Raw genomic sequence first — 19444 nt, 5'->3', positions numbered from 1 at the left:
CTCCCGTCCGGGTGAATCTCGACTATCGATCGGACATGTCACGGACTCACTCGATAGCGTGTCGGCACAACTCTCCCACCATCTGCCACCCACCCCCCATCCCTTCCCCCACGCCGACACAGACGTGACGCCCCGAGGACCCACGCTGCCTGCGCACCGCCTCCCGCACCTCGCCGACCGGGTCGCCATACCCGAACAGTCGCGCGGCACCCCCGGAGCACCCGGGGCGCCCGACGCGCCCGGCACCCCGTCCGCACTGGACCACTTCAACGCCGCGGCCACCGAGGACGCCGAGCGCACCCTGCTGGCCTGCCTGCACAGCCACCGCTGGGCCGTACGCGTCGCGGCCCATCGCCCGTACCCGGACCTGGAAGCCCTCCTGGCGGCGGCGGACGAGGCGACCTACGACCTGCCCCGCACGGACCGCGCCGACGCGCTGGTCGCGGAAGCCCTCCCCGACCTCCCGGCGGACGCCTACTCCGCCGCCCATACGGCCCTGAACGCGGCCAATGCGGCCTACGAGAGCCGTTTCGGACATCCGTTCGTCATCTGCGTCGACGGTCTGAAGCCGGACGAGGTCCTGGACCGCGTACTCGAAGGCATCCGGTCACGATTGGCCAACGATCCCGAGGAGGAACGCCTGGTGGCAGCGGAGGAACTCCGGCGCCTGGCCCGGGGCCGCCTGACCGCCCTCCTCGCGCACGACGGGCCGCCGACGGACCGCTGACGGGCCGCGACACCCGCCCGGAGCTGCCCCCAAAGCCCCCACCAAGCCGCATCAAGCCACCCAAAAGCCCCCTCGGCGGCGCTTCGGAACCCCTCCCGGCGCCCGTCGCGGCGCCCGTCCCGCAGCCCGCCCCTCTAGCCCGTAAGCGTGCCAGTTCGATCACAGCGGCAGGGCCCCTGTCCGCCCCGCGTCCATACGTGGCTACGATGCAGAGGGCCGGTGGACCGTACCCGGCCGGGCCCGACCGACACGGAGAAAGCCGGCGCGGCCCCAACCCCCGCTCCCGGAGGAAAATTCCGTGCCGGCTGGAACGCTGTACCGCGGCCGGGAAGGAATGTGGTCCTGGGTGGCTCATCGAGTCACCGGCGTCCTCATCTTCTTCTTCCTGTTCGTCCACGTGCTGGACACCGCCCTCGTGCGAGTGTCCCCTGAGGCCTACGACACCGTCGTGGCCACGTACAAGACGCCGATCGTCGCGCTGCTGGAGTACGGCCTCGTCGCCGCCATCCTCTTCCACGCGCTCAACGGCCTGCGTGTCATCGCCGTCGACTTCTGGCTCCAGGGCGCCCGGTACCAGAAGCAGATGCTCTGGACCGTCGTCGCCGTGTGGGCCGTGCTGATGATCGGGGCGCTCTACCCCGTGCTCGGCCACGCCGTTCGTGAACTGTTCGGGAGCTGACGCCCATGTCCACGACTGAATCCACCGCTTCGGGCATCGGCCCCGTCGAGGGCGCGTCGCTCTACTCGGTCGACAACCCCGCACCGGTCATCGAGCCCCCGCGCAAGCGGACCAAGAAGTCCCCGAAGACCACCCGGGGCAACTTCGAGATGGCCGCCTGGCTGTTCATGCGCCTGTCCGGCGTCGTCCTGGTCGTCCTGGTCATCGGGCACCTGCTGATCCAGCTCGTGCTGGACGGCGGCGTCTCCAAGATCGGTTTCGCCTTCGTGGCGGGCCGCTGGGCCTCGCCGTTCTGGCAGGTCTGGGACCTGCTGATGCTCTGGCTCGCGATGCTGCACGGCGCGAACGGGCTGCGCACGGTCATCAACGACTACGCGGAGCGCGCGAACACCCGGCTGTGGCTCAAGGGCCTGCTCTACACCGCCACGGTGTTCACCATCCTGCTGGGCACGCTGGTGATCTTCACCTTCGACCCGAACATCCGCTAGGCACGGGGCTGCGAGAATCATGAAGATCCACAAGTACGACACCGTCATCGTCGGCGCCGGTGGCGCGGGCATGCGCGCGGCCATCGAGTCGACGAAGCGCAGCCGTACCGCCGTCCTGACCAAGCTCTACCCCACCCGCTCCCACACGGGCGCCGCGCAGGGCGGCATGGCCGCCGCGCTGGCCAACGTGGAGGAGGACAACTGGGAGTGGCACACCTTCGACACGGTCAAGGGCGGTGACTACCTGGTCGACCAGGACGCCGCCGAGATCCTGGCGAAGGAGGCCATCGACTCCGTCCTCGACCTGGAGAAGATGGGCCTGCCGTTCAACCGCACCCCGGACGGCACCATCGACCAGCGCCGCTTCGGCGGCCACAGCCGCAACCACGGCGAGGCCCCGGTCCGCCGCTCCTGCTACGCGGCCGACCGCACCGGTCACATGATCCTCCAGACGCTGTACCAGAACTGCGTCAAGGAGGGCGTGGAGTTCTTCAACGAGTTCTACGTCCTGGACCAGCTGATCACCGAGGTCGACGGCGTCAAGAAGTCGGCCGGTGTGGTGGCGTACGAGCTGGCCACCGGCGAGATCCACGTCTTCCAGGCGAAGTCCGTGATCTACGCCTCCGGAGGCACCGGCAAGTTCTTCCGGGTGACGTCCAACGCGCACACCCTGACCGGTGACGGCCAGGCGGCCGTGTACCGGCGCGGGCTTCCGCTGGAGGACATGGAGTTCTTCCAGTTCCACCCGACCGGCATCTGGCGCATGGGCATCCTGCTGACGGAGGGCGCCCGCGGTGAGGGCGGCATCCTGCGCAACAAGGACGGCGAGCGCTTCATGGAGAAGTACGCGCCGGTCATGAAGGACCTCGCCTCCCGCGACGTCGTGTCCCGGTCCATCTACACGGAGATCCGTGAGGGCCGCGGCTGCGGTCCCGAGGGCGACCACGTCTTCCTGGACCTCACCCACCTCCCGCCGGAGCAGCTGGACGCCAAGCTGCCCGACATCACGGAGTTCGCGCGGACCTACCTGGGCATCGAGCCGTACACGGACCCGATCCCGATCCAGCCGACCGCGCACTACGCCATGGGCGGCATCCCGACGAACGTCCAGGGCGAGGTGCTGGCGGACAACACCACCGTCGTCCCCGGCCTGTACGCGGCGGGTGAGGTGGCCTGCGTGTCGGTGCACGGCGCCAACCGGCTGGGCACCAACTCGCTGCTGGACATCAACGTGTTCGGCAAGCGGGCCGGCATCGCGGCCGCCGCGTACGCGCACACCACCGACTTCGTCGAGCTGCCGGAGAACCCGGAGTCCTTCGTCGTCGGGCAGATCGAGCGGCTGCGGACCTCCACCGGCACCGAGCGGGTGGCCGAGATCCGCCGCGAACTGCAGGACACCATGGACGCCAACGTCATGGTGTTCCGCACCGAGCAGACGATCAAGACGGCGGTGGAGAAGATCGCGGAGCTACGCGAGCGCTACCTGAACGTCTCCATCCAGGACAAGGGCAAGCGGTTCAACACCGACCTGCTGGAGGCGATCGAGCTGGGCAACCTGCTCGATCTGGCCGAGGTCATGGCCACGTCCGCGCTCGCCCGCAAGGAGTCCCGCGGCGGTCACTACCGCGAGGACTACCCGAACCGGGACGACGTCAACTTCATGCGCCACACCATGGCGTACCGCGAGGTGGGCGACGACGGCTCCGAGTCGATCCGGCTCGACTACAAGCCGGTCGTCCAGACCCGCTACCAGCCGATGGAGCGTAAGTACTGATGGCTACCCCTGTTATGGACAAGGCGGACGCGGCCGGATCGCCCGAGCCCGGCTTCGGCGACTCCCCGTACATCACCGCGACCTTCCGGATCCGCCGGTTCAACCCGGAGGTCTCCGACGAGGTGGTCTGGGAAGACTTCCAGCTGGAGATCGACCCCAAGGAGCGTGTCCTCGACGCGCTGCACAAGATCAAGTGGGACCAGGACGGCACGCTGACCTTCCGCCGTTCCTGCGCCCACGGCATCTGCGGCTCCGACGCCATGCGGATCAACGGCAAGAACCGCCTGGCGTGCAAGACGCTGATCAAGGATCTCAATCCCGAGAAGCCGATCACGGTCGAGGCCATAAAGGGCCTGACGGTCCTCAAGGACCTGATCGTGGACATGGAGCCGTTCTTCCAGGCGTACCGGGACGTGATGCCCTTCCTGATCACGAAGGAGACCAACGAGCCGACGCGCGAGCGGCTGCAGTCCGCCGAGGACCGCGAGCGCTTCGACGACACGACGAAGTGCATTCTGTGCGCCGCCTGCACGTCCTCGTGCCCGGTGTTCTGGAACGACGGCCAGTACTTCGGTCCGGCCGCCATCGTCAACGCGCACCGGTTCATCTTCGACTCGCGCGACGAGGCCGGCGAGCAGCGCCTGGAGATCCTCAACGACCGTGACGGCGTGTGGCGTTGCCGTACGACCTTCAACTGCACGGACGCGTGCCCGCGCGGCATCGAGGTCACCAAGGCGATCGCCGAGGTGAAGCGGGCGCTCATCACGCGCCGCTTCTGACACCTTTTCCGGTACACGGCTGAGGCCCCGATCCTGCGGATCGGGGCCTCAGCCGTGCCGGGCGCCGTGATCGGCCGCCTCGGGCGGCCGCCGCCGTGTCAGCCGCGCAGGACGCGGCCCTGCTTGTCGGTGCGGTCGTTGCTCACGAGGAACAGGACGCCGTCGATCAGCGCCCAGAAGCCGAGGCCACCGCAGGTGAGCAGCTGGGCGATGCCGATGCCGACGGAGCCGACGTAGAAGCGGCCGATACCCAGGGTCCCCAGGAAGATCTGGAGGATACCGGCGACGATCTTCGACTTGTCGGAGTAGGGGCGGCCCTGCGGGTCGTGGCCGTAAGGGGCCTGAGGGCCGGCGGGGACGGTCATGGCGCTGCTCCTGGGGAGAAGAGTGTGACGCGCCGGGCGGGTTGCCCGGACGACCCAGGAGGAGCCGGCGGAAACACGCATACGGATCCCGCGCAACTACTGCGCTGTAACCCACGGTTCGCAAACCGTCCCCCCTGCGCCAGAGGAGCGTAAGGGGACCAGCGATCGAACGGGAAAGCATAAGGCCGAATGTTTTCGTTCCGTGATCAGCTCGGGCCGGTTCTCGCCTATTTCAGACGATGTTGCGGGCCACCGTCCAGGCCACCGCCGCCATGAGGATCACTGCCTGGACCCGGGGCGCGATCCGGGGCGCCCAGGCGCGGCCGCGCAGCCCTTCCCTCATCCAGCGCCCCCACAGTGCCAGTGCGAACGGTGCGGCGATCAGCAGGGCCCTGTTGTCCAGCCAGGCGGCGGCGAACTGGCCGTGCATCAGGTCGTACACCATGCGCGTGCCCCCGCAGGCCGGGCACAGCAGACCGGTGACGGCCCGCAGCGGGCACTGGGGCAGAAGGTGACCCGGCTCGTGCGGGTCGGTGCCCCACAGGTAGGCGGCGCCCGCCACGCCCGCGGCCAGCACGGCGACGGGGGCCACCGCGGGATGCCACCGCGGCCGCCCCCGGGACGGGGCGGGCGAGGCCGCGTCAGCCACGCAGGATCCGCCCCTGGGCGTCCGTGCGGTCGTTGCTGACCAGGTACATGATGCCGTCGATCAGCGCCCAGAAACCGAGCCCGCCGCAGGTGAGCAGCTGGGCGATGCCGATGCCGACCGAACCGGTGTAGAAGCGGCCGATGCCGAACGAGCCGAGGAAGAGCTGGAGGATACCGGCGACGATCTTCGACTTGTCGGAAAGGGGACGCCCGTAGGGGTCGTACCCGTAGGGCGCGCCGGGGTCGGGAGCACCGGGGAAGAACCCGGGGGGCGGGGGCTGCTGGAAGCCGTGCGGGGGCGGGTAGCCGCCGGGCGGCGGGGGGTACCCGCCGGCGGGCTGCTGGGATCCGGGCTGCGGGTAGCCGTAGGGGCCGGATGGGCCGGCTCCGCCGGAGTTCGGGGGGCCGAAGCCGGGTGGCGTGGACGGCTGCTGCGGCTGCTCGCTCACAGTGGGTCTCTCCTGAAAGATACGGATAACTGTCGGTCATCTTGCAGGACTCGGGCGGCAATGAGAAGTCGGAACCCAGGCAGGGACTTTCCGGCACGATCCGCCGGCCGGGTTCCTAGGCCGTCCGCCCGGACGAGTGACCCTCCGCCTCCCGGTCACCACCTCTGCCCACTATGTGCCGGTAACGCCTAATGTGACGCCATGTCAGACGATGAGTCCTGCGAACTGCTCGGGTTCGACCATGTGCTGCTGCCCGTCGGGGACCTCGACGAGGCCGTCGGATTCTACGGACGGGCCGGGTTCCCGGTCGGCTTCCGGCTGGACGAGGCCGGGATCGTCCTGCTGAAGGTGGGCGGCGAGACGCCCGGGGTGCTGCTGCGGCACGAGGAGGGTCTGGGCCGCCGGCCACCGGCCCTGCCCTCCGCCCGGACGTGGCTGGAGGTGCCGGACGCCCGCGTCGCCGCCGAGGCGCTGGAGAGCGCCGGGATCGGTCTGCTCGACGGGCCGTTCCCGGGCGCCACCGGCTGGACCGTCGAGTTCGCCGACCCCTGGGGGAACGTGGTGGGCCTGACCGACTACACCAAGCGCCCGCAACTGGGCCGGCGGCCGTAGGCCGTGTCCGCCCCTCCCCTCCGGGCGGGCGTCACACCCCCCGAGGCCGCGGACCCCGCGGCCTCGGGGGGACCCGCGCGCCCGACGGGTCCGAACGGCAGGCCCTAAGCTCTGTCCGTGTCCGTGAAGAACGACGGTCCCGGTGACGGTGCCGCACTCAGCAAGTCCGAGCAGACCCGCGCCCTGATCCTGGAGACGGCCATGCGGCTGTTCCAGGAACGCGGGTACGACAGGACGACCATGCGGGCCATCGCCACGGAGGCCGGGGTCTCCGTCGGCAACGCGTACTACTACTTCGAGGGCAAGGAACACCTGATCCAGGGGTTCTACGACCGGATCGCCGCCGAGCACCAGCGGGCGGCCCGGGAGACCCTGGAGCGGGAGACCGACCTGGAGGCCCGGTTCGCGGGCGTGCTGAAGGCGTGGCTGGACATCGCCACCCCGTACCACGAGTTCGCGGTGCAGTTCTTCAAGAACGCCGCCGACCCCGACAGCCCGCTCAGCCCCTTCTCGCCCGAGTCGGAGCACGCGCGCGCGGAGGCGATCAGCGTCCACCGGGAGGTGCTGGCCGGTTCCAGGGCCAAGGTGCCCCCGGAGCTGCGGGAGGCGCTGCCGGAGCTGATGTGGCTGGCGCAGATGGGCCTCGTCCTGTACTGGATCTTCGACCGTACCGAGAACCGTGAACGCAGTTACCGCCTCGCCGAGCGCGGTGCCCGCATCACCGCGCGGGGCGTCTCCCTGGCCCGGTTCCGGGTCCTGCGCCCGCTGGTCCGCGAGGTCCACGACATGTTCACGGAGTTCCTGCCGGGAATGACCAAGATGCTGCCGGACCCGGCGAAGGACCGGGGGGCGCCCGCCGGCAACGGCGAAGAGCCCCACGGGGCGCCCGCCGGCGGTGACGGGCGCCCCGGTCCGGTCAGCTGACGGCGTCCACCTCACCGGGGGCGAGTTCCACGTCGTGCACCAGCGGGCCGCCGAGCACCGTCACCTGCCCCGCGCGGGAGCCGTACGGGGCCGCCCTCACCGACAGCAGGTACGTGCCGGGGGACGGGACGGAGACGATGTACGAGCCGTCGGCGAGGGAGACGACCCGGTCCACCTGCCGCCCGCCCGAGGTCAGCAGGGTGACGGCCGCGCCGTCCACGGGGTCGCCGTCGACGGTGCGCACGAAGCCGTGCACGGCCGAGGCGGCCGGGGCGTCCCCCTCGTCCGGGGCCCGGGGGGCCGGGAGCGCGCCCGTGCCGTCCTCCTTCGGCTCGACCGCGAGATGCGGCAGCCGCTTCTCCAGCCCTGCCGGCAGCCACCAGTTGGCCTTGCCGATCAGATGCATCACGGCCGGGACCAGCGCCGTGCGCAGGATGAACGCGTCCAGGGCGACGGCCGCGGCGAGCCCCACGCCCGCCATGCCGGCCGCGTAGTCGCCGCTGAGCACGAAGGCGAGGAAGACGCACACCATGATCAGGGCCGCGGAGTTGATGACGCGGCTGGTCTCCGCAAGGCCCACGCGTACCGCGCGGGCGTTGTCCCGGGTGTGCACCCATTCCTCGTGCATCCGGCTCACCAGGAACACCTGGTAGTCCATGGAGAGCCCGAAGAGCAGCGACAGCATGATGATCGGCAGGAAGGCCGCGATGGGGCCCTCCCTGCCGAAACCGAGCAGGTCCAGGCCCCAGCCCCACTGGAAGATCGCCACCAGGACGCCGAAGGAGGCCGCCGCCGCGAGCAGGTTCATCACGGCGGCCGTCAGCGGCACCACCAGGGAGCGGAACGCGAGCAGCAGGAGCAGGAAGCCCAGGCCGATGATCGTGCCGATGAAAAGCGGCAGCCGGTCCCCCGTCACGGACGCGAAGTCCTTCGACACCGCCGTGACACCGCCGACGTGCGCCCGGGCTCCTGCCTCGGGGATCACGTCCTCGCGCAGGACGTCGATGAGCCGGTCCGTCCGCTCGTCCTGCGGTGAGGTCGCGGGGACGACCTGGAGGACGGTGACGCCGTTCGCGGGCGGCAGCGAGGCGACCCGGGCGACGCCCTCGGTCCGCTCGACGGCCGTCACCAGGCTGTTCGACGCCTCACCGTCCACGACCACCTGGAGCGGGCCGTTGAAGCCGGGCCCGAAGCCCTCGGCGAGCAGGTCGTAGGCCTTCCTGGTGGTCGTGGACGCCTCGTCGTTGCCCTGGTCCACGGTGCCCAGGCGCAGCGACAGCAGCGGGACGGCGAGCGCGGCCATCAGGACCACGGCGAGGACGGCGGTGGACCGCGGGCGGCGTTCGACGCCGGCGGCCCAGCGGGCCGCGAGTCCGGTGGGCCGGTCCTTCTCCGGACCGCGTGCGGCGAGCGCGCGGCGCTGGCGGCGGCTGAGCACCCGGTGGCCGAGCAGACCCAGCAGCGCCGGCAGCAGGGTGACGGCCGCGAGCACGCTCAGCACCACGGTCAGCGACGTGCCGATGACGACGCCGTCCAGGAAACGCAGGTTCGTCACCAGCATGCCGGCCAGCGCGATGCACACCGTGCCGCCCGCGAAGAGCACCGCCCGCCCCGAGGTGTTGAGCGCGGTGACGGCGGCCTCCTCCGGATCGTCGCCGCGCAGGATGCCGCGCCGGTGCCGGGTGACGATGAACAGGGCGTAGTCGATGCCCACGCCGAGACCGATCAACGTCGACAGCAGTGAGGCGAGTTCGGGCACGTTCGTGACATGGCTGATCAACTGGGTGCCGAACAGGCCGGTGCCGACGCCGAACACGGCGATCACGATCGGCAGCAGCATCGCGAGCAGCGAGCCGAACGCCACGAACAGCACCACGGCGGCGGCGAGGACGCCGACCAGCTCCGCCGTGCCGGTGGGCGGCTCCTGGACCCGCGTGATGGCCTGGCCGCCCAGCTCCACCTGGAGTCCGTCGCCCGCGGCGTCCTGCGCCGTGCCGACGACGTCCTCGACGATTTCCTTCGGCACGGCGTCCGCCTGTTCGGCGAAGGTGACCTGCGCGTACGCGGTCCGCCCGTCCCGGCTGACCTGGGCCGCGCCCTGCGGCCCGTAGGGGCCGGCGACCTCACCGACGCCCTCCATGCGCCCGATCGCCGCCAGCGCGGGCTCCATCCGGGACCGCACGGACGCGTCCCGCACGGAACCGTCCTCGACCTTCCACACCACGGTGTCGGTGTCGCCGGCGCGTTCCGGGAACGCCTTCTCCATCAGGTCGTACGCCCGCTTGGAGTCCGTGTCCGGCAGGGAGAAGACATTCGCGTAGTTCGTGCCCGCGCCGCTCGCCGCCGTCCCCAGTCCGAGCAGCGCCCCCACCCACAGCAACACGACCACCAGCCGATGCCGATAGCACCAGCGTGCCAGTACCGCCACGTTCAAGCTCCTTCGTCGCTCCGAGGTCCCCCAGGTCCTCGCAGCAGAGTCGACGACGGGCCCCGCGCGGGGACACGGCTCGCCCGGGACTCTCAAGGAACTCCAAAGCGGGAAGCGGTACGGCCGCGGGCGCTCGCACCGATACTGGGAGCATGACGACGGCTCCAGGCACCGTGCTGGTCGTGGAGGACGAGGAGAGCATCGCCGATGTCCTCACCATCGCCCTGCGCTACCACCGCTTCGAGGTCATGACGGCCGGCACCGTCCGCGAGGCGCTCGCGCTGGCCGAGCACACCAGGCCCGACGCGGCCCTGCTCGACGTCATGCTGCCGGACGGCGACGGCCGCGGACTGGGCCGTGAACTTCGGCTCCGTCGGCCGGAGTTGGCGGTGGTGTTCCTCACCGCCCGGGACGCCCCGGCAGAGATCGTCGGCGCGCTCGGCTTCGGCGACGACTACATCACCAAGCCGTTCAACATCGACGAGGTCGTCGCGCGGGTCACCGCGGTACTGCGCCGCACCCGGCCCGCCGACGTCCTCCCGCAGCGGGCACCGCTGCGCCACGGCGACCTGGAGCTGGACGAGACGACGTACTCGGTGCGCCGCGCGGGCCGTTCGGTCGAACTGACCCCCACCGAGTACGCCCTGCTGCGCTTCCTGGTGCGCAACGGCGGCCGGATCGTGCCCAAGGACCAACTGCTGCGCCATGTCTGGCAGTACGAGCACACCCCGCCGGAGTCGACCGTCGTCGAGACCTACATCAGCTACCTGCGCCGCAAACTCGACGCCCTGGGTCCGCCGGTGATCACCACCCGGCGCGGGGTCGGATACGGCCTGACGTGAGGGTGCCGAAGCCGCGGCCGCGCCGGCGTCCCCCACTCTCCCGGCTGCGCCACCTGGTGTGCTGCGAGCGGGGCGTCCACTCCCTGCGCGGCCGGCTGACGCTGGCGAACCTGGTGCTGCTCGCCATCGGCATCACGGCGGCGACCCTGGTGAGCGTGCTGGTCATGCGGTACTACCTGCTCGACCAGATCGACACCGAGCTGACCCAGAACCGCGACTCGCTCGGCGGCTCGCAGCTGACGCTGCGGCAGATCGACTCGCTGAGCGTACTGAGCTTCTTCACCGAGCGGGTGCACCCGGAGTGGAACGGGCAGAACCGCCCCGACTCGATCTTCGCCGCCGTCGGCCCCGGGGGCGAGGCCGTGGGCGTCCTCGGCTTCGAACCGACCGCCGCCCAGCGCGCCCTGGCCGACGAGGTCGGCGATCCGCGCCCCCTGGTCCGGGACCCCGAGCCGCACGACCTCACCGTCCGGGGCACCGCCTACCGCGCGACGGCCACGCGGCTCGGGGACGGCACGTACATCCTGCTCGCCACCTCCACCGAGTCGCTCCACGCGGGGGTCGCCAAGGCGATCAGGCTCGACGCGGCCATCGGGACACTGCTGCTCGCACTGCTGGCCTGCCTGACGATGGTCAGCGTCCGCCGCCGGATGCGGCCGCTGGAGGACATGGTGGAGACCTCGTCGGCGATCGCCGAGGGCGATCTGACCCGGCGCGTGCCCTCCAGCCGGGATCCCATCCTGGAGGTGGAGCAGCTGCGGCTCGCCCTGAACACGATGCTCCAGCAGGTCGAGTCGGCGTACCGCACGCGCGAGCGCAGCGCGGCCCAGCTGCGCCGGTTCGTGGCCGACGCCTCGCACGAACTGCGCACCCCGCTGGCCGCGATCCGCGGCTACCTCCAGTTGTACGACCGGGGGATGCTGCGCGAGCCGGCGGAGCGGCGCCGGGCCTGGGACAGGATGCTGGCGGAGTCCGACCGCATGGCGCGGCTCGTGGACGAACTGCTCGTGCTGGCCCGCCTCGACCAGCGGCCCGAACTGCGGCTGCGGAACGTGGACGTGTGCCGGCTGGTACGGGATGCCGCCGAGGACCTGCGGGTGCAGCAGCCCGAGCGGCCGGTGACGGTCGACGCCGACGGCGCGGTGCTGGTACGGGCCGACGAGTCCGGGCTGCGGCAGGTGCTGGGCAACCTGCTGGGCAACGTACGGACGCACACGCCCGCCGAGGTGCCGGTACGGCTCGGGGTGGCCCGCGCCGACGGCGTCGTGCGGCTGTGCGTGGCGGACGACGGACCGGGACTCGGCGCGCAGGACGCGGCGCGCCTCTTCGACCGCTTCTTCCGGACCGGCGGCGGGGCGGGCAGCGGGCTGGGCATGGCGATCGTGCAGGGCGTGGTCCACGCACACGGCGGCGAGGTGACGGTACGGACGGCCCCGGGCGAGGGCCTGGCGGTGACGGTGACGCTCCCGGCACGGGCGGAGGCGGCGGTGTCGGCGAGGGAGGAAGCGGGGGAGGAAGCGGCGGCGGTGCCGGCGAAGGAGAGGCCGGACGGGACGCACAGCGCCCTCGGCGGCGCCGGGGAGACGCGACCGGGTTCGGGGAGCCCCCTGGAGCCCGTCCCGACCACCGCCGGGGACGGTACCGGGGCGGTCTCCGTGGCCCGCCGGGAGGAACACGGTCCCGGTTAGGGCCCGTCCGGTGCGGATGAGCGCGGCCCGTGCGTCCCGCGGTGGGCCGGTGCGTCCCGCCGGCACGTCGGAAGGAGCGCCGATGCGGTGGTCCGGGTACGGGTTTCCCTGCTCCGGGAGCCCGGGGCCGGGGTCCCGGAGCCGGGGTCCCGGAGCCGCACCGCAGGCCCGGGAGGGGGCACCCGGGCCCGCGGTGCCGGCGTCAGGTCTGCTTCGACGCCAGTTCGATCACCGTGATGTCCGACGGCGCGCCGATCCGGGTCGGCGGGCCCCAGGCGCCGGCGCCGCGGCTGACGTACAGCTGGGTGTCGCCGTAGCGGTCCAGGCCCGCGAGGGTCGGGTTGGCGGCGGCGGCGAGGTAGCTGGCGGGCCAGAGCTGGCCGCCGTGGGTGTGGCCGGAGAGCTGGAGGTCGACGCCGTGCTCGACGGCCTCGTGGACCATCACCGGCTGGTGGGCGAGGAGCACGCACGCGCGGGCCCGGTCCCGGTCGCCGAGCGCCCGCGCGTAATCGGGTCCCTGGCCCTCGTTCTCGCCGGCCAGGTCGTTCACCCCGGCGAGGTCGAAGTGCGGGAGTTCCGTACGCGCGTTCTCCAGCGGGTTCAGGCCGAGTCGGCGCACCTCGTCGACCCACTCCTCGGCGCCGGAGAAGTACTCGTGGTTCCCCGTGACGAAGAAGGAGCCGTGACGTGCCCTCAGCTGTGCGAGCGGGGCCGCGGCCGGGCCGAGTTCCTTGACCGTGCCGTCCACCAGGTCGCCGACGACCGCGATCAGGTCGGGCTGGGTGGAGTTGATCGTGTCGACGACCTTCTGCGCGAAGCCCCGTCCGAGGATCGGTCCCAGGTGGATGTCGCTGACGACCGCGATCCGGTAACCGTGCGCCGCGCGCGGCAGCTTGGCGAGCGGCACGGTGACCCGCTTCACCTGCGGCCCGCGCACCGTACCGTACGTGCCGTACCCGACCGTCCCGACGGCCGCCGCGGCGGCGGCCCCGGCGACCACCCGGGAGACGAACAGCCGCCGGGAGGGACCGGCGGGGGCCTCCGGGGCGGTGCGGTCACCGGGGGCGTCGGCGGCGGACGCGGGGGGCGTGGTGCCGGTCGGCGCGGGGGCGTCCGCGTCCGTCGGCTGTGACGTTCCGGGTGCGGCCGGGACGGTCGTGGCGGTCGCGGCGGCCGTCGCGCCCGCCGGTATCGGTACCGGCTCCTGGTCGGACGGCGTTTCGGTGCGCCGTGCCCGGCGCTCCAGAACCCGGCGCAGCACCGGGCGGACGGCCTCGCCCGCGAGCACCGCGAGGAGCAGGTAGAGGCACAGGGCCAGCCAGAGGTAGCCGGGCCAGGCCAGAACCTGCTTGAGCCAGAACGGGAGACCGCTGCGCGTGGCGAAGAACGCCGCGAAGGTCAGCGCCCAGCCTCCGGCGATCACCACCACGCCGACGCGGCGCACGGCGCCCGGAGCCCGGGTCGTGTCGCGGAACAACCGGCGCCACAGGTACCAGTTGCCCGTCACCAGGACGGACAGGACCAGCAGTGCGACGAGTACGAAGACGATGACCACGGTGCGGTGTTCCCCAGATTTCCGTTACGACGTCCGTGACGTCCGGCTCAGTGCGCGCAGACCACGCAACCCGATGCCTCCGACGACCGTCCCCAATACGAAGGAGACGACGGCCAGCAGCAGATGGACCCAGAAATACGCCGTCGGCTCGCCGTCGTCGAAGGCGAGTCCGCTGCCGTCCTTGACCAGGTTCTTGACGAAAGTGATCCAGATGATCCAGCTCCATACCCCGAAGGCGAGCAGGAACCAGGAGACGGGGCGGCTGAGTTTCACCAGATCTGACCTTTCATCGCAACGCCGGGCGCCCGGATTCGGCCGGGGCTCCGGGGGCGGCCCCCCGGGCGGGCACGGCATGGTTCCAGTATCACCGGACGGTGTCCGGTTCCGTTCGCGGGGTGGGGAGGGAGGGGGGACTTCCTCAAGCACTGCATGTACGTTTCCGACCGTGCCCGCACCCAAAAACTCCATCCGGCGCTCACTACTGGTCATTTCCACCATAGTGCTGTCCACCGTGCTGACCGCTCCCGTCGCCCTCGCGGCCCCGAGCCCTTCGTCCAAGCCATCGGCCGGCTCCTCGGCCACGGCCGACCCGTCGAAGAGGCCGTCGAAGAGCCCGTCGAAGAAGTCGAAGGACTCCAAGGGGGCGAAGGAGTCGAAGGGGTCGAAGGGCTCCAAGGCCGCTCCCCCCGCGAAGATGTCGACGGTGGGCGGCACCCGGCTCGGGCAGGCGGGGACCCAGGTCAACCTCGCGAGCGGCGTGCCGGTGCTGCCGAAGGGCCTGTCGGCCCGGTCCTGGATCGTCGCCGACGCCGAGTCGGGCAAGGTGCTCGCCGCGCACAACGCGCACTGGCGGCTGGCCCCGGCGAGCACCCTGAAGATGCTGTTCGCCGACACCCTGCTGCCGAAGTGGCCCAGCTCGACGGAGCACAAGGTCGAGTCCTCCGACCTGGCCGGCATCGGCTCCGGTTCCAGCATGGTCGGGATCAAGGAGGACGAGACGTACACCGTCCACGACCTGTGGCTCGGGGTCTTCCTCCGCTCGGGCAACGACGCCGTGCGGGTGCTGGCCGCCAAGAACGGGGGCGTCGAGAGCACCGTCGAGGAGATGAACGAGCACGCCGAGGAGCTCCAGGCCTTCGACACGGTCGTGGTGAGCCCGGACGGCTACGACGCCGAGGGGCAGGTGTCGTCCGCGTACGACCTGACCCTGATAGCCCGTTCCGGACTGCAGAAGAAGGACTTCCGGGAGTACGCCTCGACGGTCCGCGCGGACTTCCCCGGTGAGACGAAGAAGAACAAGAAGGGCAAGAAGGTCCGCGATTCCTTCGAGATCCAGAACACCAACCGGCTGCTGTCCGGCGACTACGACGTGCCCGTCTACCAGGGCATCGCGGGGGTGAAGAACGGCAACACCACCAACGCGGGCGCCACCTTCACCGGGGTCGCCGAGCAGGACGGCAGGGTCCTGCTCGTCACCGTGATGAACCCGGAGAAGAAGGAGAGCAACGGGGTCTACAAGGAGACCGCGAAGTTGCTCGACTGGGGGTTCAAGGCGGCCGGCAAGGTCGATCCGGTGGGTGAGCTGGTGCCGCCCAGGAGCGCCGCGCAGGCCGGTGCCCGGCCGGGTGCCGGCGCCTCCCCCGGCGAGGCGGGCGGCGCGGGCGAGGGCGCGCCCGGCGTCGTGGGCGGCAAGCCGGTGGCGAGTGCCGCGGCCGGGGGCGGGGCCGGCGGCATCGGGACCGCGCTGGCCGTCACGGGCGGGGTGCTGGTGCTGCTCGCGGGCGGGGCTTTCCTGGTCAACCGTCGCTGGCCGCTGCCGGATCTGGTGCGCCGCCGTCCGCGTCCGTGACCCGTTCGGTCTCCTGACTCTGCGTCGCCGTCCAGGCGGCGCAGAACACGACCAGTTTCATGGTGAAGTTGATCCACAGCAGCAGGGCGACCGGGACACCGAACGCGCCGTACATGCTCTTCGCGGCCACGCCCTGCATATAGCCGCTGAGCAGCAGTTTCAACAGTTCGAAGCCGACCGCGCCGATGAGCGCGGCCACGACCAGACGGCGGCGGGCGGGTTCGACGCCGGGCAGCGGCGACAGGACGTACAGCAGGAGCAGGAAGTCGGCGCCCACGGCGACGGCGAAGGCCGCGATCCGCAGCACGATCCCGCCCCAGCCGCCCTTCTCCAGCCCGATGGCGTCACTGATCCAGCCGACCGCCGTCGAGGCGACGGTGGAGGCGACCAGGGTGACCAGGACCGCGCCGCCGAGCCCGACGAGGATGCCCGCGTCCTTGGCCTTGCGCAGGGCGGGGTTCTCCTCCGGGTCGGACAGCTCCCACACCGCGCGCAGGCATTCCCGCATCGATCCGGCCCAGCTGATGCCGGTGAACAGCAGGGCGGCACCGGCGATGAGGCCGATGGCGCCGGCGTTCTCCACCAGGCTCCCGATGTCCAGCTGGTCGGAGATGCCGGGCACCTGCTCGGTGATCTTGTCCTGGAGGGTGTCCTGCTGCTCCTGGCTGAGCATGGCGGCGCCGATCGCGGCGGTGACGGTGAGCAGCGGGAACAGTGCGACGAAGCTGGTGAACGTCATCGCGGCGGCCAGCCGGGTCCAGTGCACCCGCTCCATCCGCTCGTAGGACCGCCACGCGTGCGTGAGCATCAGCCGCGTGACCCATGGGCCGACGACCGGGAGTTTCTTCAGCCAGTCCATGAACCGTCTTTGCCCCTGCGGGGGAAATCCCATGTCCGGAGCGACATCCCATTAATCACCCGTTCCGGGGAGTGGCGCAAGGTTTCAAAACTAATCGCCCATATAGGGGCGATACGGTCACCGTCATGCCTGATGACACCGTCTCCCCCACGGGATGGGGCCGCATCGCTCCCGCCGCGGCCCGGCTGCCCCGGTCCCTGCTCGTCCTCGGCGGTACGTCCGAGATCGCGCTGGCCACGGCGCGCCGGCTGATCGCCCGCCGCACCCGCACGGTGTGGCTGGCGGGCCGGCCCTCCCCCGCGCTGGACCGGGCCGCGGAGCAGTTGCGCGGCCTGGGCGCCCAGGTGCGCGTCATCGCCTTCGACGCCCTCGACCCCGCCTCCCACCAGAGCGTCCTCGGCACGGTCTTCACGGACGGTGACATCGACATGGTGCTGCTCGCCTTCGGCACCCTCGGCGACCAGGCCCACGACGAGCGGTCGCCCCAGGACGCCGTCCGGGTCGCGCAGACCAACTACACCGGCGCGGTCTCCTCGGGCCTCGTGTGCGCGGGCGCCCTCCAGAACCAGGGGCACGGCTGCCTGGTGGTGCTGTCGTCCGTCGCCGGCGAGCGGGCCCGCCGCACGGACTTCCTCTACGGCTCCAGCAAGGCCGGCCTGGACACCTTCGCCCAGGGCCTCGGCGACGCGCTGTACGGCACGGGCGCGCACGTCATGGTCGTACGCCCCGGCTTCGTCCGTACCCGGACGGCCTCCGCCCCGCCCGGGGCGCGGCTCGCCACCACCCCGGAGGCGGTCGCGACGGCGGTCGAACTGGGGCTGCGCCGCCGCGCGGAGACGGTGTGGGTGCCGGGCAGGCTGCGCGTGGTGATGTCGGTGCTGCGGCACCTGCCCCGGGCGGTGTTCCGGCGGCTTCCGGTCTGAGGCCCTACGGCCCGCAGGTCAGTACGCGGTGACGGAGCCGAGGTCGGCGCGGCCGGACTGCGGGGGCACCACCAGCGAGCCGAACGGGAACTCCCGCAGCTTGCGCCACACCCCGTCGGCACCCTGTTCGTACAGCGCGAATCCGGTGCAGGGCCACCGGGCCTCGTAGTCGGCGAGTTCCTCGAAGGCGCGGTCCATCGCCGCCTCCTCGATGCCGTGCGCCACGGTGACGTGCGGGTGGTACGGGAACTGCAGCTCCCGCGCGACGGGACCGGACGCGTCGCGGACCTGCTTCTGCAGCCAGGTGCAGGCCTCGGCGCCCTCCGCGATCCGGACGAACACGACCGGTGACAGGGGCCGGAAGGTACCGGTGCCGGAGAGCCGCAGGGGGAACGGGCGGCCGGTCGCGGCGACCTCGCTCAGATGCGTCTCGATGGCCGGCAGGTCGCCCTCGTCGACCTCCGTCGGCGGCAACAGGGTGACATGCGTGGGGATACCGTGAGCAGCGGCGTCACCGAAGCCCGCGCGCAGCTGCTGAAGCCGGCTGCCGTGAGGCTCCGGAACCGCGATCGACACACCGATCGTTACGGTCCCCACGTCGTCTCCTTCGTTCCGTCGTTGCCGTCGTTTCCGTCGTTGCGGTGGTGCCGGTCCGGCACACAGCGGGTGGCCGCCGAAGCGGCCGCCCTCGTACCGACTGTACGACCACAGCCCGCTCCCGGGCAGGCGCAGCCGGAGTGATGTACGGCGCTCACCCGGTGGTACGAATCGGTGCCGGGCCGGCGTTCAGATCCGTGATGGCCGGAGCCGGGGCCGGGTCAGTGCTTGGCGGGCAGGAAACCCACCCGCTCGTAGGCCAGGGCGAGGGTCTCCGCGGCGACGGCGCGGGCCTTCTCGGCGCCCTTGGCCAGGATCGAGTCGAGCGTCTCGGGGTCGTCCAGGTACTGCTGGGTACGCTCCTTGAACGGGGTCACGAACTCAACCATGATCTCGGCGAGGTCCGTCTTCAGCGCGCCGTAGCCCTTGCCGGCGTAACGCTCCTCCAGCTCGGCGATGCTCGCGCCGGTGAGGGTCGAGTGGACCGTGAGGAGGTTGCTCACACCCGGCTTGTTCTCGGCGTCGTAGCGGATCACGGTGTCGGTGTCGGTGACCGCGCTCTTCACCTTCTTGGCGGTGGCCTTCGGGTCGTCGAGGAGGTTGATGAGGCCCTTCGGCGTGGACGCCGACTTGCTCATCTTGACCGTCGGGTCCTGGAAGTCGTAGATCTTCGCCGTCTCCTTGAGGATGTGCGGCTTCGGGACGGTGAAGGTCGGGCCGAACCGGCCGTTGAAGCGGTCGGCAAGATCGCGGGTGAGCTCGACGTGCTGGCGCTGGTCCTCGCCCACCGGCACCTCGTTCGCCTGGTAGAGCAGGATGTCGGCGACCTGGAGGACCGGGTACGTGAACAGGCCGACGGAGGCGCGGTCGGCGCCCTGCCTGGCGGACTTGTCCTTGAACTGGGTCATGCGGGAGGCCTCGCCGAAGCCGGTGAGGCAGTTCATGACCCAGGCGAGCTGGGCGTGCTCGGGGACGTGGCTCTGGACGAAGAGGGTGCAGCGGTCCGGGTCGAGCCCGGAGGCCAGCAGCTGGGCGGCGGCGAGCCGGGTGTTGGCCCGCAGCTCGGCCGGATCCTGCGTGACCGTGATCGCGTGCAGGTCGGCGAGCATGTAGAACGCGTCGTGCGTCTCCTGCAGGGCCACCCACTGGCGGACGGCGCCGAGGTAGTTGCCGAGGTGGAACGAGCCTGCGGTGGGCTGGATTCCGGAGAGCACGCGAGGACTTTCAGAGGCCATGGCCCTTATTCTCTCAGGTTCCC

The 19444-nt window shown here is 71.2% G+C and carries 20 protein-coding genes; 11 read left to right on the top strand and 9 right to left on the bottom strand.

The features are described 5' to 3' along the window. Nucleotides 1–124 precede the first annotated feature (124 nt). The 5 genes from OHB56_RS26345 (at nt 125) to OHB56_RS26325 (ending at nt 4447) form a co-directional block, all read left to right on the top strand. Nucleotides 125–727, top strand: a complete 603-nt coding sequence (locus OHB56_RS26345; protein ID WP_406355972.1) for a 2-oxo-4-hydroxy-4-carboxy-5-ureidoimidazoline decarboxylase — start codon at nt 125–127, stop codon at nt 725–727. 298 nt (nt 728–1025) lie between these two features. Continuing rightward, nucleotides 1026–1406 carry a succinate dehydrogenase, cytochrome b556 subunit gene (gene sdhC / locus OHB56_RS26340; protein WP_326754390.1) on the top strand — a complete coding sequence of 127 codons (381 nt, stop codon included), beginning with the start codon at nt 1026–1028 and terminating at the stop codon, nt 1404–1406. 5 nt (nt 1407–1411) lie between these two features. Further along, nucleotides 1412–1894 (top strand): succinate dehydrogenase hydrophobic membrane anchor subunit, encoded by a 483-nt coding sequence (locus OHB56_RS26335; protein WP_055597736.1) that lies wholly within the window; start codon nt 1412–1414, stop codon nt 1892–1894. A 19-nt stretch (nt 1895–1913) separates the two neighbouring features. Next, complete coding sequence (gene sdhA, locus OHB56_RS26330) at nt 1914–3668, top strand: succinate dehydrogenase flavoprotein subunit (RefSeq protein ID WP_055597735.1); 1755 nt, start codon at nt 1914–1916, stop codon at nt 3666–3668. Next, nucleotides 3668–4447, top strand: a complete 780-nt coding sequence (locus OHB56_RS26325) for a succinate dehydrogenase iron-sulfur subunit (protein WP_332430216.1) — start codon at nt 3668–3670, stop codon at nt 4445–4447. Before sdhA ends, OHB56_RS26325 begins: the two co-directional genes overlap by 1 nt. Nucleotides 4448–4545: 98 nt before the next feature. Here the strand turns inward: OHB56_RS26325 and OHB56_RS26320 are convergent, their stop codons facing one another. From OHB56_RS26320 to OHB56_RS26310, 3 genes are all read right to left on the bottom strand, one after another. Beyond that, nucleotides 4546–4812, bottom strand: coding sequence for a TM2 domain-containing protein (locus tag OHB56_RS26320; RefSeq protein ID WP_055597733.1), 267 nt, complete (start codon nt 4810–4812; stop codon nt 4546–4548). 232 nt (nt 4813–5044) lie between these two features. Further along, nucleotides 5045–5461: a DUF2752 domain-containing protein gene (locus tag OHB56_RS26315; RefSeq protein WP_406355969.1), complete on the bottom strand. Its 417-nt coding sequence runs from the start codon at nt 5459–5461 to the stop codon at nt 5045–5047. Further along, a complete protein-coding gene (locus OHB56_RS26310; RefSeq protein ID WP_326754387.1) occupies nt 5454–5909 on the bottom strand; it encodes a TM2 domain-containing protein in 456 nt (151 codons plus the stop codon). Before OHB56_RS26310 ends, OHB56_RS26315 begins: the two co-directional genes overlap by 8 nt. Nucleotides 5910–6110: 201 nt before the next feature. On the opposite strand from OHB56_RS26310, the gene OHB56_RS26305 reads away from it, so the two are divergent. Beyond that, nucleotides 6111–6521 (top strand): VOC family protein, encoded by a 411-nt coding sequence (locus tag OHB56_RS26305; RefSeq protein WP_326754386.1) that lies wholly within the window; start codon nt 6111–6113, stop codon nt 6519–6521. 117 nt (nt 6522–6638) lie between these two features. Continuing rightward, nucleotides 6639–7445, top strand: a complete 807-nt coding sequence (locus OHB56_RS26300) for a TetR family transcriptional regulator (RefSeq protein ID WP_326754385.1) — start codon at nt 6639–6641, stop codon at nt 7443–7445. Here OHB56_RS26300 and OHB56_RS26295 read toward each other — a convergent pair. Then, the gene (locus tag OHB56_RS26295) at nt 7438–9864 is read right to left on the bottom strand and encodes an MMPL family transporter (RefSeq protein WP_406359221.1); all 2427 of its coding nucleotides are present in this window, start codon (nt 9862–9864) and stop codon (nt 7438–7440) included. The two genes, OHB56_RS26300 and OHB56_RS26295, sit on opposite strands and share 8 nt — an antisense overlap. A 161-nt stretch (nt 9865–10025) precedes the next feature. Between OHB56_RS26295 and OHB56_RS26290 the strand changes: the two genes are divergently transcribed. Together OHB56_RS26290 and OHB56_RS26285 are read left to right on the top strand one after the other, a co-directional pair. Next, nucleotides 10026–10715 (top strand): response regulator transcription factor, encoded by a 690-nt coding sequence (locus OHB56_RS26290; protein ID WP_406355966.1) that lies wholly within the window; start codon nt 10026–10028, stop codon nt 10713–10715. 44 nt (nt 10716–10759) lie between these two features. Continuing rightward, nucleotides 10760–12403, top strand: coding sequence for a sensor histidine kinase (locus OHB56_RS26285; protein WP_406359220.1), 1644 nt, complete (start codon nt 10760–10762; stop codon nt 12401–12403). Between the two features lie 202 nt (nt 12404–12605). Here the strand turns inward: OHB56_RS26285 and OHB56_RS26280 are convergent, their stop codons facing one another. Both OHB56_RS26280 and OHB56_RS26275 read right to left on the bottom strand, forming a co-directional pair. Continuing rightward, nucleotides 12606–13958 carry a metallophosphoesterase gene (locus OHB56_RS26280; RefSeq protein WP_406355964.1) on the bottom strand — a complete coding sequence of 451 codons (1353 nt, stop codon included), beginning with the start codon at nt 13956–13958 and terminating at the stop codon, nt 12606–12608. Nucleotides 13959–13982: 24 nt separating this feature from the next. Continuing rightward, complete coding sequence (locus tag OHB56_RS26275) at nt 13983–14231, bottom strand: SCO4848 family membrane protein (protein ID WP_055606233.1); 249 nt, start codon at nt 14229–14231, stop codon at nt 13983–13985. Nucleotides 14232–14403: 172 nt separating this feature from the next. On the opposite strand from OHB56_RS26275, the gene OHB56_RS26270 reads away from it, so the two are divergent. Beyond that, nucleotides 14404–15807 carry a D-alanyl-D-alanine carboxypeptidase family protein gene (locus OHB56_RS26270; protein WP_406355962.1) on the top strand — a complete coding sequence of 468 codons (1404 nt, stop codon included), beginning with the start codon at nt 14404–14406 and terminating at the stop codon, nt 15805–15807. Here the strand turns inward: OHB56_RS26270 and OHB56_RS26265 are convergent. Continuing rightward, nucleotides 15755–16666 (bottom strand): YihY/virulence factor BrkB family protein, encoded by a 912-nt coding sequence (locus OHB56_RS26265; RefSeq protein WP_326754380.1) that lies wholly within the window; start codon nt 16664–16666, stop codon nt 15755–15757. The genes OHB56_RS26270 and OHB56_RS26265 overlap by 53 nt on opposite strands. Before the next feature lie 125 nt (nt 16667–16791). On the opposite strand from OHB56_RS26265, the gene OHB56_RS26260 reads away from it, so the two are divergent. Next, a complete protein-coding gene (locus OHB56_RS26260) occupies nt 16792–17589 on the top strand; it encodes a decaprenylphospho-beta-D-erythro-pentofuranosid-2-ulose 2-reductase (protein ID WP_326754379.1) in 798 nt (265 codons plus the stop codon). 18 nt (nt 17590–17607) lie between these two features. On the opposite strand, the gene OHB56_RS26255 is transcribed toward OHB56_RS26260, so the two are convergent. After that, on the bottom strand, nt 17608–18186 hold the full coding sequence (locus OHB56_RS26255; RefSeq protein WP_326754378.1) for a 2'-5' RNA ligase family protein: 579 nt from the start codon (nt 18184–18186) through the stop codon (nt 17608–17610). Between the two features lie 221 nt (nt 18187–18407). Then, complete coding sequence (gene trpS, locus OHB56_RS26250; protein ID WP_326754377.1) at nt 18408–19421, bottom strand: tryptophan--tRNA ligase; 1014 nt, start codon at nt 19419–19421, stop codon at nt 18408–18410. Nucleotides 19422–19444 lie beyond the last annotated feature (23 nt).

Source organism: Streptomyces sp. NBC_01635 (assembly GCF_045209715.1).
In the GTDB taxonomy this organism is placed as follows: domain Bacteria; phylum Actinomycetota; class Actinomycetes; order Streptomycetales; family Streptomycetaceae; genus Streptomyces; species Streptomyces hirsutus.
The sequence above is the reverse complement of the archived record's forward strand: the minus strand, read 5'-3'. Positions and strand labels throughout refer to the sequence as shown.

Coding starts and splice junctions, on each gene's coding strand:
- OHB56_RS26335 (WP_055597736.1), top strand. CDS start 1,412: ATGTCCACGACTGAATCCACCGCTTCGGGCATCGGCCCCGTCGAGGGC.
- sdhA (WP_055597735.1), top strand. CDS start 1,914: ATGAAGATCCACAAGTACGACACCGTCATCGTCGGCGCCGGTGGCGCG.
- OHB56_RS26325 (WP_332430216.1), top strand. CDS start 3,668: ATGGCTACCCCTGTTATGGACAAGGCGGACGCGGCCGGATCGCCCGAG.
- OHB56_RS26320 (WP_055597733.1), bottom strand. CDS start 4,812: ATGACCGTCCCCGCCGGCCCTCAGGCCCCTTACGGCCACGACCCGCAG.
- OHB56_RS26305 (WP_326754386.1), top strand. CDS start 6,111: ATGTCAGACGATGAGTCCTGCGAACTGCTCGGGTTCGACCATGTGCTG.
- OHB56_RS26290 (WP_406355966.1), top strand. CDS start 10,026: ATGACGACGGCTCCAGGCACCGTGCTGGTCGTGGAGGACGAGGAGAGC.
- OHB56_RS26265 (WP_326754380.1), bottom strand. CDS start 16,666: ATGGACTGGCTGAAGAAACTCCCGGTCGTCGGCCCATGGGTCACGCGG.
- OHB56_RS26260 (WP_326754379.1), top strand. CDS start 16,792: ATGCCTGATGACACCGTCTCCCCCACGGGATGGGGCCGCATCGCTCCC.
- trpS (WP_326754377.1), bottom strand. CDS start 19,421: ATGGCCTCTGAAAGTCCTCGCGTGCTCTCCGGAATCCAGCCCACCGCA.